13 protein-coding genes, 1 tRNA gene and 3 pseudogenes are annotated in these 15,697 nt (G+C 62.5%); 11 read left to right on the forward strand and 6 right to left on the reverse strand.

Going from position 1 to position 15,697, the window contains the following annotated elements; genetic code table 11:
- Positions 1-4: 4 nt before the first annotated feature.
- From I55_RS22825 to catA, 5 genes are all read left to right on the forward strand, one after another.
- Positions 5-748: an SDR family NAD(P)-dependent oxidoreductase gene (locus I55_RS22825; RefSeq protein WP_044562895.1), complete on the forward strand. Its 744-nt coding sequence runs from the start codon at positions 5-7 to the stop codon at positions 746-748.
- Positions 749-761: 13 nt separating this feature from the next.
- Positions 762-1,262, forward strand: coding sequence for a flavin reductase (locus tag I55_RS22830; RefSeq protein ID WP_044562896.1), 501 nt, complete (start codon positions 762-764; stop codon positions 1,260-1,262).
- A complete protein-coding gene (locus I55_RS22835) occupies positions 1,259-2,428 on the forward strand; it encodes a muconate/chloromuconate family cycloisomerase (RefSeq protein WP_044562897.1) in 1,170 nt (389 codons plus the stop codon). The genes I55_RS22830 and I55_RS22835 overlap by 4 nt, the downstream gene beginning before the upstream one ends.
- A gap of 4 nt (positions 2,429-2,432) precedes the next feature.
- A complete protein-coding gene (gene catC / locus I55_RS22840; RefSeq protein ID WP_044562898.1) occupies positions 2,433-2,723 on the forward strand; it encodes a muconolactone Delta-isomerase in 291 nt (96 codons plus the stop codon).
- Positions 2,724-2,790: 67 nt separating this feature from the next.
- Entirely contained in the window at positions 2,791-3,708 is a 918-nt protein-coding gene (gene catA, locus I55_RS22845; protein ID WP_044562899.1) for a catechol 1,2-dioxygenase, read from the forward strand.
- Here the strand turns inward: catA and I55_RS39570 are convergent.
- The 3 genes and pseudogenes from I55_RS39570 to I55_RS22855 form a co-directional block, all read right to left on the reverse strand.
- Complete coding sequence (locus I55_RS39570) at positions 3,697-4,032, reverse strand: tannase/feruloyl esterase family alpha/beta hydrolase (protein ID WP_159107256.1); 336 nt, start codon at positions 4,030-4,032, stop codon at positions 3,697-3,699. The two genes, catA and I55_RS39570, sit on opposite strands and share 12 nt — an antisense overlap.
- Positions 3,975-4,328: a tannase/feruloyl esterase family alpha/beta hydrolase gene (locus I55_RS36245; RefSeq protein WP_159107257.1), complete on the reverse strand. Its 354-nt coding sequence runs from the start codon at positions 4,326-4,328 to the stop codon at positions 3,975-3,977. Before I55_RS36245 ends, I55_RS39570 begins: the two co-directional genes overlap by 58 nt.
- Positions 4,329-4,669: 341 nt before the next feature.
- Positions 4,670-5,993: pseudogene (locus tag I55_RS22855) on the reverse strand (IS1380 family transposase).
- Positions 5,994-6,712: 719 nt separating this feature from the next.
- Between I55_RS22855 and I55_RS36250 the strand changes: the two are divergent.
- The 3 genes and pseudogenes from I55_RS36250 to I55_RS22860 all read left to right on the forward strand — a co-directional run bounded on the left by I55_RS36250 (position 6,713) and on the right by I55_RS22860 (position 8,553).
- Positions 6,713-6,789 (forward strand) — tRNA-Glu (locus I55_RS36250).
- A 93-nt stretch (positions 6,790-6,882) separates the two neighbouring features.
- Positions 6,883-7,065: pseudogene (locus I55_RS39575) on the forward strand (DUF6538 domain-containing protein); the annotation flags it as partial.
- A 12-nt stretch (positions 7,066-7,077) separates the two neighbouring features.
- Positions 7,078-8,553, forward strand: a complete 1,476-nt coding sequence (locus I55_RS22860) for a hypothetical protein (protein ID WP_148293916.1) — start codon at positions 7,078-7,080, stop codon at positions 8,551-8,553.
- Positions 8,554-8,672: 119 nt separating this feature from the next.
- Here I55_RS22860 and I55_RS22865 read toward each other — a convergent pair.
- Positions 8,673-9,929, reverse strand: a pseudogene (locus I55_RS22865) (IS256 family transposase).
- Positions 9,930-10,321: 392 nt separating this feature from the next.
- Between I55_RS22865 and I55_RS36255 the strand changes: the two are divergent.
- The 3 genes from I55_RS36255 (at position 10,322) to I55_RS22875 (ending at position 12,941) form a co-directional block, all read left to right on the forward strand.
- Complete coding sequence (locus I55_RS36255; protein WP_148293917.1) at positions 10,322-10,729, forward strand: DUF6152 family protein; 408 nt, start codon at positions 10,322-10,324, stop codon at positions 10,727-10,729.
- 54 nt (positions 10,730-10,783) lie between these two features.
- Positions 10,784-11,554, forward strand: coding sequence for a hypothetical protein (locus I55_RS36260; protein WP_044562902.1), 771 nt, complete (start codon positions 10,784-10,786; stop codon positions 11,552-11,554).
- A gap of 109 nt (positions 11,555-11,663) precedes the next feature.
- Positions 11,664-12,941, forward strand: a complete 1,278-nt coding sequence (locus I55_RS22875; protein WP_148293918.1) for a hypothetical protein — start codon at positions 11,664-11,666, stop codon at positions 12,939-12,941.
- Here I55_RS22875 and I55_RS22880 read toward each other — a convergent pair.
- A complete protein-coding gene (locus tag I55_RS22880; RefSeq protein WP_044562904.1) occupies positions 12,938-14,245 on the reverse strand; it encodes a hypothetical protein in 1,308 nt (435 codons plus the stop codon). The genes I55_RS22875 and I55_RS22880 overlap by 4 nt on opposite strands.
- Before the next feature lie 149 nt (positions 14,246-14,394).
- Positions 14,395-15,537, reverse strand: coding sequence for a DUF4185 domain-containing protein (locus I55_RS22885; RefSeq protein WP_044563004.1), 1,143 nt, complete (start codon positions 15,535-15,537; stop codon positions 14,395-14,397).
- Between the last annotated feature and the right edge of the window lie 160 nt (positions 15,538-15,697).

The following is a 15,697-nucleotide window of genomic DNA, read 5'->3' on the forward strand; positions in this document are numbered from 1 at the left end:
GGACATGGTGACTCATGTGGCATTGGTGACTGGCGCCGCCGCCGGGCTGGGGGCGGCCATCGCCCGTGGCCTGCATGCCGCAGGTTACCGCGTGGCGGTTGCCGACATCGATCAGGCGGCGGCCCAGGCTCTGGCGGCGGAGCTGTCGCCCGCCGGCGATACGGCCGCCGGCTTCGGCCTGGACGTGCGCCTGCAGGCGGACTTCGAACGCGTGCGGGACGCCATGGTCAATCGCTGGGGCGGTATCGGGGTGCTGGTCAACAACGCCGCGATGACCGTTGCCCGGCCGGTGCTTGACATCACGCCCGAGGAATTCGACGCCGTCGTCGCCGTCAACCTGAGTGGCACCTTCATCGGCAGCCAGGTCCTGGGCCGCTATTTCAAGGCGCGGAACTACGGCCGCATCATCAACATCGCCTCGTTGGCCGGCCAGAACGGCGGCACGGCGACCGGGGCGCACTACGCGGCGTCCAAGGGCGGGATCCTGACCCTGACCAAGGTCTTCGCCCGCGACCTGGCCCCCTACGGCATCACCGTCAACGCCGTGGCGCCGGGCCCGCTGGACCTGCCATCCGTACGCCGTACCGTCCCGGCCGACAAGCTGGAACAGATGGTCAAGACCATCCCGGTGGGCACGCTAGGCGACCCTGCCTTCGTTGCCGACATGGTGGTGCGTCTGGCGGCACCCGAGGCCGGCTTCACCACCGGCGCCACCTGGGACGTCAATGGCGGCCTCTACATGCGTTGAGAAAGGGTGCGACATGGTTGACCAGACCTTGTTTCGCGCGGCGATGGCCCGCCTGGGCGCCGCCGTCAACATCATCACCACCGACGGCCCGGCCGGGCGCCACGGCCTGACGGCGTCAGCGGTGTGCAGCGTCACCGACACGCCGCCCACGGTGCTGGCCTGCGTCAATCGCGGCTCCACCGCGTTCGGGATGCTGAAGGTCAACGGCGTGCTGTGCGTCAATGTGCTGGCTGGCCGGCATGAGGCCCTGTCCGGGCGGTTCGCTACGCGGGGAACGGCCATGGGGGACCGCTTCGCGGCGGGCGAGTGGACCCGCCTGGACACGGGCGCGCCCGTCCTGGCGGACGCCGCCGTGGCCCTGGACTGTACCGTGAGTTCCATCAGCGAGATCGGCACCCACGGTGTGTTCTTTTGCGCCGTCCGGCGCGTGGTCCTGGCCGATGCGGCCGAGGGCCTGATCTATTTCGATCGCGCCTACCACCACCTGGGGGCGGCGATGGAGGCCGCCCGATGACCGCGTTCCCGCGTGTTGAAAGGGTGGAGACCATCCTGGTCGACCTGCCGACCATCCGCCCGCACGTCCTGTCCATGGCGACCATGCACCGCCAGACCCTGGCCATCGTCCGGATTTATTGTTCGGACGGCGTTGTCGGGGTGGGCGAGGGCACGACCATCGGCGGCCTGAGCTATGGCGACGAAAGCCCTGAGGGCATCAAGCTCGCCATCGACACCTACTTCACACCCCTCCTGCTGGGGCAGGACGCTGGCCGGCCGGCGCAGGCCATGGCCCTTCTCGGCCGCCATGTGGTGGGCAATCACTTTGCCAAGTGTGCGGTGGAGACTGCCCTGCTGGACGCCCAGGGGTGGCGTGTCGGCCTGCCGGTCAGTGAACTGCTGGGCGGTCGGGTGCGGGACAGGCTGCCGGTGCTCTGGACCTTGGCCAGCGGCGATACCGCCCGCGACATCGCCGAGGCGGAAGAAATGCTGTCCTGCCGGCGGCATAACGCCTTTAAGCTGAAGATCGGCAAACGGACCATTGCGGAAGATGTTGCCCACGTGGCGGCCATCAAGCGGGCGCTGGGCGACCGGGCCAGCATCCGTGTGGACGTGAACCAGGCCTGGGACGAAACGGGCGCCCGCCGGGGCGTCGCCCTGCTGGCCGAGGCGGGTGCGGACCTGGTCGAGCAACCCATCCCCCGGGCCAACCGGGATGGAATGGCCCGCCTGGCCGCCCGGTCGGCCATTCCCATCATGGCGGATGAGGCGCTGCGCGGCCCTGGCGATGCTTACGACTACGCCAGCCGGGCGGCGGCCGACGTGTTCGCGGTGAAGATCGAGCAGTCCGGCGGCCTGTTCGCCGCCAAGCAGGTGCAGGCCATCGCGGATGCCGCCGGCATCGCCCTTTACGGTGGCACCATGCTGGAGGCCGGCATTGGCACGGCCGCCTCCGCCCATGTCTTCGCGACCTTTCCTGGCATTGCCTTCGGGACAGAACTGTTCGGGCCCCTGCTGATGACCGAAGAGATCCTTGCCGAACCGCTGTCTTACGGTGACTTCACCCTGGCGGTGCCCACGGGTCCTGGCCTGGGGGTTGTCCTGGATGACGACAAGCTTGCCCACTTCCGACGCGACGGTGCCGGTCGTACCGGCGTCCTGGTGTCCGCCATCGAGGGGAATTGAACGCATGCTGTTCCAGGTGGAAATGGACGTGAAAATCCCGCACGGCATGGATGCCGCCGTCCTGGATGATCTGAAGGTCCGGGAACGGGTGCGGGCGCAGGACCTGCAAAGGACGGGGGTGTGGCGCCACCTCTGGCGCGTCGTCGGCCAGTATCGCAACACAAGCATCTTTGATGTCGGGAGTGCTGCGGAACTGCACGACATCCTGATGTCCCTGCCGTTGTTCCCCTTCATGGAAATCCAGGTCACCGCCCTGTGCCGGCATCCATCTTCGATCCACGAGGATGACCGCTGACGGGTTTTGTGCCGTCCCGTCCGCAGACCTTTCCAAAACCCAAAACAACAAGACAGAGGAAACAACCATGACCGCGTTGGATAAAACGCTGGAAATCCAGGCCTTCCTGGACCAGGTCGCCGGCATCGCGAACGGAGAGCCCACTCGCCTGAAGAAGATTGTGCGTCGCATAGTCGGGGACCTGTTCGCCACGATCGAAGCTTTCGACGTTACGGATGACGAGTTCTGGCAGGCGCTGAACTTCGTTGGCCAGTCGGCGCCGGAGTTCGGCCTGTGGGCCGCCGGCTTCGGGGTCGAGCATTTCCTGGATGTCCGGGCGGACCGGGCCGACGCGGAGGCCGGTACGGCGGGTGGCACGCCGCGCACCATCGAAGGTCCCCTCTACGTGGCCGGCGCTCCGCTGGAGCGGGGCAGAGCGCGCCTGGACGACGGCAGCGATGCTGGGGAGGTGCTGGTGATGCATGGCCGCGTGCTGTCGACCGATGGCCAGCCCATCCCTGACGCCATCGTGGACGTCTGGCATGCCAACACGCTGGGCAACTACTCCCACTTCGACACCAGCCAGAGCGCCTACAATTACCGCCGGCGCATCCAGACCGACGCGGAAGGCCGGTATTGGTTCCGCTCCATCCTGCCGTCAGGCTATGCCGTGCCGCCGGGAAGTGGTATCGAGCGGGCGCTGTCGGCGATTGGCCGTCACGGCAACCGGCCGGCGCACATCCACTTCTTCGTCTCCGCCGCCGGCCATCGCCACCTGACGACGCAGATCAACATCGAAGGTGACGCCTATCTGCATGACGACTTCGCCTACGCGACGCGCGACGACCTGATTCCGCCGGTCAGCCGTGTCGAAGATATCGGCCTCATTCACGCCGCTGACCTCAATGCGCCCTTCGCGGAAATCGCCTTTGATTTTATATTGCCGGTCGCGATGAATGAGGGTGATGAAGGCCGCTCATCACGGCCTCGAGCCTTAGTTGACTGAAGCGCAGGTGAAGTTTGCGGCTTGGTCGCTGGAGCCCTTGCCTGTCCACCGGGCGACGGCGGGGTAGGGGCATAGAGGCCGGGTCCGCAGGACGGCGGATTTTGGGTGGCGGTCGTCGGCAGGCTTCGCGGCCACCAGCCGGTCGGGCGCCTTGCCATGCTCGACCCAGGCGCGCAGCGCCGCGACGGCATCGAAACGGTTGGGGCCGGGGCCGCCGAGGCAATGGAATGGCCCATGCCCGGCGCCATGAACAGGCGGAAATAACCCTACAGCCGTTTCTGTGCTTTCGCCGGATCGGACGTTTGCGCCACGGCATGGTAGCACTGAATGGGATAGGTTTGGGCGTTCAGCTGATCGGCCCAGCCCTGGCTCATGATCAGCTTGCCGGCCCGTGTCTTGAAGGCCGATAGGTCGGGCGTGACCGAGGTGATGAGGCCGCCGACCTTGCCGTCGGTCAGTGCGACGTCGCGATCGAAGTCGAAATCCTGCCAGCGCCAGGACAGGTCATCGTAGACAATGTTCTGGAACAGCGGGATGAGGTAGGTCTCCCACAGCAACTGGGCCAGATCGATAAGCCGCCAGCCGCCCCAGCGGCTGGTGCAGCCATATGGCCTCGACAATCTGTGCCCCCGATGGACATCAGGGGATCGAAGGCGGTCATCGGTTCCTGGAACACTATCGCAATGGGCGCCTCCCACAGGCGTATGCCGGCCTCCGACAGGGCCAGCAGGTTGGTTCCGTCGAAACGGATGGTTCCGATGAGATCGGCGCCGGTCGCGGGCAGACCGCCGATTTAGCCCGGACTATGCACTGCGGTGGTAATGGTGCAACGACAGCATAGCGATTGTTCTGCGAAGGGTTGTATGGACGCAGTCCTCCCAGTCCCGCCGTTTGGTGGGTTTCCGGGTGATGTTTTTGGGGTTGGCGGGACGGGTTTGGGGTGGGCAGGCTGCCCTGTGTTTCAGGTGACGAGGCGTGTTGTCCTTATCAGAATCATGGCGAGCACGGGCTGGACGGTGCATGCCGTTGGCAGATGGACGCGCAGCTTGGTCTTCATCTCCACGACGCGGGCGGCGATTTTCAGCAGACGCAGGCGCAGCGTGTCGAACTGGGCGGTTCGCCAGGGGGATCGCCGCAGCATAAGGGATCACATCCACCATATCAGCCAATAGGTGCTGGCATGCAGCATCAGGCGCATCTGGTTGGCGGTGGCGCGGGTACAACTGGTGCGGTCGGCGGCCAGATGGGTTTTCCAGCTTTTGATATGGTTCTCGGCCATGCCCCGACGGCAATAGACCTGTTCATAGAGCCACTTACCCCGCCCACCGGTCAGGCTGGTGACAATGAAGCGGGTATCCACGCCCTGGGGCCCCGCCTCGACGCGGGCGATGATGCGCTCCACCCGGCACCAGCTGCGGGCGGCATCATGGAATTCGCTGAAGCGGCGGACCTTGTCCGGTCCCGTCGCCCGTGCCCTGGTGCTGGCTTCCAGCGGGATGACGTGGGCACGCAGGGCGGCGTTGGTGGCCAGCCCGAGGATGAAATCCACGCCCGAGGCCCGGCACAGGTTGAACACCTCCGGCGCTGCATAGTGGCTGTCGGCCCGAACCAGGATCTCCACCCGGGGCCAGTGGGCACGGATTGTCCGGATCAGGCGGCACAGGTGGGAAGCTATCTCCCGACCGCTGGGGCGGCGGGCGGGACGCAGCAGGGCTGCGACGAACCGGCCCTCGCCATCGAACACGATGATGGGCTGGAAGCCATATTCGTCGTAATGGGCGTTGAACAGCCGCAACTGCTGGTGGCCATGGGTGGCGTCGAACGTATCGTCGATATCCAGCACGATGCGCTGCGGCACCTGGCGGAAACTGGTGCAGTAAAGCTCGACCATGGCCCGGCCCATGCGCAGCAGGGCGCGGGCGTCCGGTCGGTTCTCCAGACGCGAGATGGTGGATTGCAAACAGAGATCCGCCGCCGAGGGCAAGCGGCCGAGCGCCATCTTGAAAGCTGGATCGCCGCGCAGACTGTCGGCGTCGATGCCATCCTCATAGTCGCAGGCGATCATCAGCAGGCGGAAACGGATGATGTCGGCCAGACTGTGGCTCGGGCTGACGGGTATCGGCGATGCAGGCCGCCAGCCGCGCCGCCATATTCAGCCGGATATCAATCTCCCGCAGCGCCAGCACTCCGGCATCCGACGACAGGCTGCCCCCGTCAAAACAGGCCTCCACGCACTTGCCCGAAACGGGTGACAGGCCGGGCAGCAGCGGCGTATTCTCTCGCATGGCGGGTGCAGCGTCCTTGGTTCGGGCGGATTTGTGTTTGGCGACTGAATCCTAAACCCAATCAATGACTTGTGCTACACCCGCCAACCAAAATTACGGCCCCGATGCATAATCCGGGTTAGCTCTTGACGTTTCATGGCGTCGGCCGAAGGACGGGTTTCCTTATTTTCCCGCAGGTATAAGTCTGAATTTTTCGGACTTTTTCGGATTTTCTCTGACATTGTCGGAAAAGTTCGGACTTTTTCGGAAAAATTCAGAAAAGTTCGGATTAATTCAGACTTTTTCAGACTTTAAAGCTCCTCAATAATTCCAATCCTGAGCAAAGTGGCGGCATGCATGGCCACCTTTGAAGTCGCTGACCGGCTTTCGCGCGCTCAGACAGGATGGTCAACTAGCCTGCCAATCCATCATCTGTTCCTGGCAAAGCCATGGGTCGAGAAGTTGCACTGGGTGGTAGGTACTGTTGCGAGGCGCCATCGGGCCATCGATAAGGTGTCCTTGAAGCCGATAGGCGCGCCGGAGCACCACAAGCATCCGATTCGCGGCATTTGTCGGCCATTCGGGTTGGGGACAAATCCGGGACAGTGCCGTGCGGTGGAAAACGGGCTGTCAGCTGTGACGGCGGTGTCCTTTGTGCGGGACAGATGCGGGACAAACGGCACCGCAAAATCCAGCGGCTCACAGCACCCCACAGCACAAAAAGCCCAAGAAATATGCCGAGATTCCGTGTGGCGCCTAGATCCGATTTCGCCCTTTCACGGCGGCGACACGGGTTCGAATCCCGTAGGGGACGCCAAATTTAGCCTAAAGGCTTGATTTGGCTCTAGATTTCGCCTTTCGCCAAAAAGCCGTGTGACACACGTATGTGATACACGCGGAGGCGCGGGCTGTGACCCTCATCCCATACATCGTCCAACGTCGCCGCAGACTCTACTTGCGGGTCCGCGCGCCTGCCGATATCGCTGCCTTGAGCGGCCGGACGCACATCACGCGGACGTTGCGGACGGCGGCCCCCCGGAAGGCCAGGGCGGAGGCGGCCCAGCTTCTGGCGGTCGTACATCGTCAATGGGGCGAGGCACGACGAATGATCGCGGCGACGGTGCTGGGCAAACCGATCAGCGAACTGACCGACGAAGAGATCTTCCAGGTCACGCCTGAGCAAATTCAGGGCCTGCCGACGCAGGACCAAGCCCGATTCCTCGACGCTTTGGATCTCGCCGGCCAACGGACCGTCCTGGAGGCCCGCCGTCTGGAGGTGGAGGCACAAGAGCAGGCTGCGCAAACCCAACGGCTCGCCAATGCCATGTGCGGCTTGGAGACCGTTCGGAGGGCTACCCAACTCGCACGGCGGCAGCACACCATGCTGAGTCAGATGCAGGACGTCGCCACCGACCGAAGCCATGCCGCCTCGGTTGCTGACGCGGAGGCCACTACGCGCGCTGAATTCATGGCCATGTTCCGGGTGGGGATGGCCGAGATGCGCGAGCTGAAGGCGGCGATATCCATCAGCACGTCCGCCGCGCAGCAAGCGGTGCTTCAGCCCGAGCCGGGCGTCGCTTCCGCTGCCGCCAATGTCCCCTGGAATGCCTATCTCGAGGCTTTTTATCGGGATAAGCCGGACTTGGGGGACGCGACGCGGGCCAGCTACGGGCAGGCGTTCCGTGCCTTTGGAGGATTGTTCCCGGACAAGCTGCTGAGCGAGATCACCAAGGCTGACATCAAGCAGTTCTGCGATCACCTGCGCGACCGGCCCATCAAACGGGCGGGACGGGAAACGATGGCGCGGGACAGCATCGTCAAGCTGCTGGGCCACCTGCGCGGTTACCTGGCGTGGACCGTATCGGCGGGCCATCTGCCGACAGGGAACCCCGCGGATGGCGTTCAACCCCGAGCGGAGAACCGGCAGGAACGTATGGACCGCGACAAGCGGCGGGCTTTCTCAGCCACGGAACTGACAAAGCTTTTCGACAGTCCGCTGTTCACCGGCTTCCTTTCCACCAGCAAGCGGGCTCAACCCGGCACCCTCCATTATCGCGACGAGCCCTTCTGGTTCTTCGCCCTCGCCGCGTTGACCGGTGCCAGGACGGAGGAGATTGCCGAACTACCCGCCCAATTCGTGAAGTTGGGGGACGTGGAGTGCTTCGACCTGCGGCACGCATCAAAGACCGCCGCCGGGCCGCGGCTCATTCCCGTGCTGCCAGACCTCTGGCGAATGGGACTGCGGCAATGGGCGGCCGACCAGCAACGTCGCGGGCGGGGCATGGTCCAGGGGCCGGAAGCCTCTGATGATTGGAGCAAATGGTCAAACCGCTATCTGGTCAACATCGGTTTGAAGGCGCCGGGGCTGGTGACCTACTCGCTCCGCCATAGTTTCCGCCAGGCGCTGCGCGCTGCAGGTCTTCATGAAGAGCTGGCCGACAAGGTCTTCGGCCACGAGGGCAAGTCTGTGGGCGCGGGCTACGGGCGGGACCTTGCGCCGGCGGAAGCCAAGCTGGTTGTGGAACGCGTGAAGTTCCCGGTGCCCTTGGATCACTTATTCATTCCAAGGAGCGATTACTGAACAGTAGAAAAAATATACGGAAAGTCCGTGGGCAGGTCGATGGCGGCAGGGATCGTGTCCCTGGTCGTGGTGTAAGAGGCGCCCGGTCATTTTGGTCTCCGGCTTGTTTGGCCGGACGGTCATGCGGCGGCAGTCTGCAGCATGATGGTTGGATCATCGCTGACGGCGGCGATGGTTTCCAGGGTCATGTAGCGGCCACGCTGGACCGCCCATTCATCGTTGGTCTCCATGAGGATGGCGCCGATCAGGCGGGTGATGGCGTCCTCGTTCGGGAAGATGCCGACGACCTCGGTCCGGCGCTTGATCTCACCGTTGAGGCGTTCGATGGGATTAGTGCTGTGGAGCTTTGCCCTGTGTGCGGCGGGGAAGGACATGAAGGCCAGCACGTCGTCCTCGGCCTCGTCCATCAGGGCGGCTAGCTTGCCGACCTTGGGACGGAGTTGATCGGCGACCTGGCGCCACTGGGCACGGGCGGCGGTGGCGTCATCCTGGGCGAAGGCGGTGCCGATAAAGGCGGCCACGACACGCCGACCCTGCTTGCCGGCATGGGCCAGGGCGTTGCGCATGACACCGAAGGTGCAGCGAAGCGAAGCGGAGCATATTGGACGCGGCAGCGCTGCCAGGTGGCACGGAACACGCGGGCGACGGCGGCCTTGATGCCTTCATGGGCGTCGGAGATGACCAGCTTGACGCCACCCAGGCCGCGGCGCTTGAGCTTGCGCAGGAACTCTACCCAGAAGGTCTCGGCCTCGGAGACCCCGATGTCCATGCCCAGGATCTCTCGGCGGCCGTTGGAGTTGACCGCCACGGCGATGGTGACGGCCACCGAGACGATGCGGCCATTCTGACGGACCTTCACGTAGGTGGCGTCGATCCACAGGTAGGGCCAGTCGCCTTCCAGCGGCCGTTCCAGGAAGGTCTTCACCCGACCGTCGATCTCCTCGCACAGCCGGCTGACCTGGCTCTTGGACCCGAAGGGCAGCGCGGAGCAGTAAGATGCCGATCATGCCCATGGCTTGGACCAGGTCGTCCACCGCGCGGGTGGAGACGCCCTGGATATAGGCCTCCTGGATCACGGCGGTCAGCGCCTTCTCCGCCATGCGGCGGGGCTCCAGGAATCCTGGGAAGTAGCTGCCCTTGCGCAACTTGGGGATGCGCAGCTCCACCGTGCCGGCGCGGGTATGCCAGTCGCGTTCACGGTAGCCGTTGCGCTGGACCAGCCGGTCGGTCGACCGCTCGCCGTGGCCGGCGCCGGTCAATTCCTGGACTTCCAGTTCCATCAGCCGCTCGGCGGCAAAGCTGATCATCTCGCGTAGGACATCGGCGTCTGCGGCCTTTTCAAGCATCACGCGCAGCGCCATCATCGGGTCGGTCATCGTGGTCACCCTCGGTTGGGGTTTTGTTGTGGTGACCAAACTTTACCGAAGAACCGCGATGACCGCCCGCCGTGTCATGTCTTCCAGCCGGCATAGCCGGCCTCCAGGCATGACACGGCGGAAGCGCTCCTACACCACGCGGTGGGAGACGATCCGCCTACTTCTTCTTCAAAATCAGAGCCGCATTCCCCGGGGTTCCGCGACGACCCCCTTTTTCGGGGCGGATGTATAGGAAAAATGGGGCGTGCGCGATGTTACGCAACATGCGCACAACCGTTTCAAGACCGCTTCTCGATTCTCCAGTCCATCGTCACCGCTATTCTAAAACGGTACCGGGGTGGATGGCCGGCTCGGCCGACGCTGCCGCAAGGCCTCGGTTAGGACGCCGTGCCGTGAGGCACTGCGTCCTGCGCCGCAAGAGAGGAGAGATTTTTCGAATGTACAGAATAGGGAAGTATACCCTGGCTTTGGGCATCTGCACCGCTGTGATCGCGGAGCCCGCGATAGCGCATCATTCCTTCGCCATGTTCGACCAGAACAAACTATCCGAACTCAAAAACGTGACGGTAGTTCAGTATACATGGGGAAATCCACATGTATATATTATAATTAAGAGCGAAGATACGGCCTATACGTTAGAATGTGGAAGTATTGCGAACATGAGTGAGATGGGGTGGAAATTCAATACCATAAAGGGTGGTGACAAAATCGACGTCGTGTTTTACCCGCTACACAATGGCAAGCCGGGCGGAGCACTCAAAGCTGCGACGCTGTCCAACGGCAAGAAGTTGGAAGCGTAATGGTCAGCGCCCGCAACCCGGAATCAGAATAAAAAGAGCAGGGGAGGTCCTAAAATGGACTTCAAGAATATAACGAGACCAGCTCTTGCGCTGGCTATTTGTCTGATGTGGATCGCCGACACAGCGTTGGCGGATTCGGCCACGGCCCGCACCAAAGGGCAACCGAACATCACCGGCGTCTGGGAACGTTATCCTAGCCCCTTCCCGGAAGGGGTCACCGCCTTCGACGACATTCCACCACCCGGCAATGGGCCCGACCTGAAGGAGCCCTATGCCAGTCAGTGGAGGGCGCAAGAGGCCAAACGCAAAGCGGCGCTGGATGCCGGCACACCACTTGTTGACGCGAGTACCCGTTGTCTGCCCGAAGGCATGCCAACGATCATGCAAGCCATCTACCCCATCCAGATCCTCCAGACCCCAGGGCAGATCACGGTTCTGGCGGAGCTTTTCATGCAGACCCGCCGCGTCTACCTCGATCAGCCGTTTCCGGCGCCTGATGACCTTGCGCCATCATACTATGGCTTTTCGTCTGCGCATTGGCATGGAACTACGCTTGTTGTAGAAACACGCGGGATTCGGAAGGACGTCCAGTTCTTCGAAATTCCCCATGGCAACGCTATGACCATCGCGGAACATTACCGACTGATCAAGCCCAACAGGCTGCGTGTGGATATCTCCATCGAGGATCCAGAATATCTCAATACGCCATACAGCTTTACTTATGAATACAGGCGGAATGATAAATACCGGATATCCGAATATGTTTGCGATCACCGCCTTGACGTGATCAACTCGGACGGGACCGTGTCTCTCGGGGTGAAATGAACCGCAACGACCTCAGGGCGTTTTATAGTTTCGCGACGCTCCTGCCTTTGCGCTGGAGCGTCGCGCCATTGACCGCTGGCACGCTGCCGGCGCCAGCCCCAGAGGGCAAATGAAGACCATCAGCAACTCGGCGCCCGATGCAACTGCACGCGCCCTTGCCGAAGAAGCGCGCGAAGTGCGGGGCTTCATCGCCTCCAACCGATCCGAGACCCTCCTACGTCTTTTCGATTTCCTTCTTCGACAGTCGATCGAGGGGCGGCGGCCCAAGGAGACGGAGATCGCCGTGGAGGTGTTTCCAGGGGGCCCCGCCGCTTCGGGCGTCCAGGGCTCACAGGTACGCGTCGGCATTTATCGCCTCCGCAAAAAACTTGATCTCTATTATGCGGACAAGCCCGGGAAGCGCCTCATCATTCCGCAGGGTGAGTACGGGTTCATCCTCAAATCGCCGGATGCCTCCAACCACAATGAAAAAGCGCCAACCGAAGACGGACGCGTGCGACCGCGCCATGGCCACTCCGTTCGAGTGGCTGCCTCCATCCTGCTATTAGCGAATGTCGCCCTGGTCTGGTTGTTTTTCAGAGGCACCATCGGCATCGGCGGCCCTGTTGACCAACCGGCGTTCTGGCGGTCGTTCGGGGAAAAAATCACCGTCTTCGCTATCGGCGACTATTTCATGTTCATCAGCAAGCCGAGTGGAAAAGGGGTTGAGGAAATCATCCAGGACCCGTCCATCGACTCTGCCGATGCATTCTATGAATATGTCACCAAGACGACAAGCGAAAGGGGCAGCCTCAGAAACGAGGATCTCTATGCGGTGAGCTCGGATATTGTGGGTCCGATCAGCAGGCTGTGGTCCTACCTTAAGGATTACCGGCTCACCGCCGTGGCATCGTCAGCGCTTGATCCCAATATCATGAAAACGTCGAATATCGTCTATGTCGGCGCGCTCGACGCTCTTAACCCATTGCTGAAGAACCCGCTTTTCCGCGCTTCGCAATTCAACTGCGCGACCACGTGCTACGAGTTGGTCGATAGGCCGTCCGGCCGGCGGTTCCTTTCCGACAGCCCCTACCTGTTGGATGACGGGATCATTCCTCGGCGCGACTATGGCTATATAGCGGGCTTTCCTGGACCTTCGGGTAATCAGGTCCTGATCGTTTCCGGCACGGGAGACGCCGGAGTTGCGCAGATGGCCGGCATCGTCACCGACGCGAACAAGCTGGAAGAGCTTCGCCAGCGGGTCGGAGGGAAACTCAGATCATTTGAGGCCCTGTACCAGGTGCGCACGATGTTCAATGAGAGCTATGGAAATTTGCTTTTGATTGCCCGGCCAATCAATTCCGATCGGATTTGGGAAACATCAGTGAATAATGGTCCCGTGCCTTAACGACCGGCGGTCCCTGGTCCTGCCATTTTTAGTGGTCGCGCGATCAGAAGGCTGGTGTCGAATATCAGTCCCCCAACGGTGCGGACCTGATAGAGCGCTTCAAACGCCGCAGCGCCATGCGTCTGACGGGCCAGGAGGTCAAGGTCACGCTTGTCAGACACAAGCTTGATCATCCGGGAAAGCCCGGCATCCTCGATGCCGGAGATGACAAGGATCTGGTTTCCCGATGGCCCGGGATAGCTGGCGACATAGCCATAGTCATAACCGTAGGCCGGCACGGCTGGATGCGTAACGTCCGAATTCTGCGCGGATGCGGGCCGCGCCGTGAATACCGTGCCTGAGGGTATATCCCTCAACTCATCGAAATTTTCGCCGGGGACGAAACCGGACATTTGAAGGATGGGGGAACGCGGCGTCCCCAGCTGCGCAAAATAGTCGATAAATATGACGTTCCCCGAGTCAATCGCGTCCTGGGACAGTTGCGACACGGGGGTCATGTCCGGAATGCCGTGGTCGGCGCGCATGGCCGATACCAACGGCAAGATCGCCGCCGCTCCGGTGGCCACCCGCGCCGGCACCCGGTGAATGTCGCGATCGTGCAGCTTGCTGAAGTCGTCGGGGTGCAGAGTCAGATAATTATCGAGGTCCCGTCCCGACTGGATTAGGGGATTCATGACGAGGCGCCGGGGCTTGCCATCGGGGCCGCTTTCCACAACCACATAGAAGTCGCCAACGGCGACCACAGGCAACCGTTTATGCACCGCGACCGGCCCCCAAAAAGCCGTCTGCCGGAGGGGCGACGGGCCGCCGTTCAGCTGCTCGAAAAGGAAGAGGGCAGCCCATCCGAGCGCGCTCGCGGCGACCATGACCGCGAGCCGGCGCCAAGCCGCACTTCGGGCGGGCGGCGGTTCAGGAGGAGGTACGGCTTCTTCCTCCTCCGTATCCTCAGGCCCGGGGGCCAAGATCAGGCGATATTCCCCTTTGGGGATCTGCAAGCGAGGTCCGCTTTTTCCCGTATTGAAATGATCCAGCCGCTGGCGGAGCCGGGACATATGCCCTCGAACCATCGAATCCTGCGAGGTGTCGAACGCAGCACTCTTTCCGAATACGGCCATGGCTATTTCGATTTCCTTGGGAGCCCGGCGATCCGCCGAACGCTCCAAAAGATAATCGAATAGCTGCGTCAGGATCACCGAGCGGTTTTCACCCAGCAGCACCGCACGGAACTGCGAGGCCTCAGCGGCGATCAGCGCTTCTTTCTCATCGCCGGGCTGATCAGTTGGCAAGGTGAGGTTCGACCGCATAGTGGTTACCAGCAGGAGGTATCTCGTCCTGCCCCATCCGGAGTGTCAATGTGCCCCCCTTTGTTCAAACAGTTCGGCATTGCAGCGACGAGGCTGGCGAAACCGGGGCCTATCGTCAAGCACGGCCGGTTACGGCCTGGATCGTCGTGTCAACCTATATCCAGATCGACGCGCTGGGCGTTGAAGGAGTAGCCGGGCATAGCTCTCCGCATCAGGTCGGATTCGGCAATGGCCGTTTCCTCCGGGGTTACCGGGCCTGCGTTGCCGGTACGGTCTGTATTTCCGCTGAACTCGCGGATTCCTTTGAGATCGGCCCAGACAAGCCAGAAGGACTTGCCATCGGGTGCGATCCATTTAGGTGCGATCTGGGGTGAATACGCCCGCGCGGCGGGGTCGCCACCGGGCGTCCAGGCGGCCTCCTCATGTACCTGACGCCAGGGCCCCCAAGGTGTCGCAGAGACCCAGAAGCCCAAATAGCCGGGCTTGGCGAATTCGGTGCCGTCAGGGGCGCAGCCCGTCCCGGCGCTGACCATCATGTACAAATCCAGGGGTTCATTATAGACCACGCTCGGCAACCATGTTTCGACGACGATGTCGCCGGGGAAAAGGTTGGAGCGGTTGACCCAGCCACGCGGAAATACATGAACCGGCTTTCGTCCGGCGATGTTGGCCACCCATCGTGCCACGCCATGGCCTGCCCATCCTCCGAAGAACTCATAGGCGTCGCGGTTGGGTATCCTGTCGATGGGCACCCGGAACATCATCAGCTCGTTCATCAGGCCATCGATATTGCCATTCGGGCCATATACATAAATATAGCCATCACGATTCGCGCGGTAATCCTGGCCCATCTGGAGAATGGAAAGCAGTGAGAAGCAGCCATTCGGTTCGTTGAAGAAGGCGAGCCGCTCGCGCGACTGCTCTTTCCAGCCCTCCCATCTGACTGGAGAGGTGCCATCCTGATTGCGCCATGACCGCCCGCCGTCATCGGATTGAATGAGCTTGGCGGCTGTCCAGCGGCGGGGCCGCTCGGCCGCTTGGTCCAGCGCGCTCAGGAATTGATATATCCGGCCACCCACAGCCAGCAGGCCATGTCCGTGATAATGAGGGGCGTCTTCCGGTTCGCCGGCTTCATCCACATGCGGATAACCATCTCGTTGGGTGACGATGGCGTCGGTCGGGCCGCCGCCAATGCTCCACAAGGACCTCTTGAAGAATTTCGTGGGGGGATCAAGCCAACCGGGCCCGTCATTGACGACAACCAATTGACGGTCATCCGCGCCCCAAGTCATCTTATAGCCGTCCCCCAAGCTGGGCAGCCTCAATATCGTTTCGTCTCGCCGCCATAGGGACCGGACGGAAGCAGCGCCGCCCCCTGAAGGGCGGAGTGCCGCCAGCGCCCTGGTGCTGGCGGTGGGCAGCGCCTGGGCGGCCAGGCCCATCGCCAGGGCC

The organism is Azospirillum sp. B4 (assembly GCF_000333275.1).
Lineage (GTDB): Bacteria > Pseudomonadota > Alphaproteobacteria > Azospirillales > Azospirillaceae > Nitrospirillum.

What these genes read in the sequence shown, in the direction of transcription:
- I55_RS22825 (WP_044562895.1), top strand. Translation starts at nt 5, where the DNA reads ATGGTGACTCATGTGGCATTGGTGACTGGCGCCGCCGCCGGGCTGGGG.
- I55_RS22830 (WP_044562896.1), top strand. Translation starts at nt 762, where the DNA reads ATGGTTGACCAGACCTTGTTTCGCGCGGCGATGGCCCGCCTGGGCGCC.
- I55_RS22835 (WP_044562897.1), top strand. Translation starts at nt 1,259, where the DNA reads ATGACCGCGTTCCCGCGTGTTGAAAGGGTGGAGACCATCCTGGTCGAC.
- catC (WP_044562898.1), top strand. Translation starts at nt 2,433, where the DNA reads ATGCTGTTCCAGGTGGAAATGGACGTGAAAATCCCGCACGGCATGGAT.
- catA (WP_044562899.1), top strand. Translation starts at nt 2,791, where the DNA reads ATGACCGCGTTGGATAAAACGCTGGAAATCCAGGCCTTCCTGGACCAG.
- I55_RS22860 (WP_148293916.1), top strand. Translation starts at nt 7,078, where the DNA reads ATGATCGCGGCGACGGTGCTGGGCAAACCGATCAGCGAACTGACCGAC.
- I55_RS36260 (WP_044562902.1), top strand. Translation starts at nt 10,784, where the DNA reads ATGGACTTCAAGAATATAACGAGACCAGCTCTTGCGCTGGCTATTTGT.
- I55_RS22875 (WP_148293918.1), top strand. Translation starts at nt 11,664, where the DNA reads ATGAAGACCATCAGCAACTCGGCGCCCGATGCAACTGCACGCGCCCTT.
- I55_RS22880 (WP_044562904.1), bottom strand. Translation starts at nt 14,245, where the DNA reads ATGCGGTCGAACCTCACCTTGCCAACTGATCAGCCCGGCGATGAGAAA.
- I55_RS22885 (WP_044563004.1), bottom strand. Translation starts at nt 15,537, where the DNA reads ATGACTTGGGGCGCGGATGACCGTCAATTGGTTGTCGTCAATGACGGG.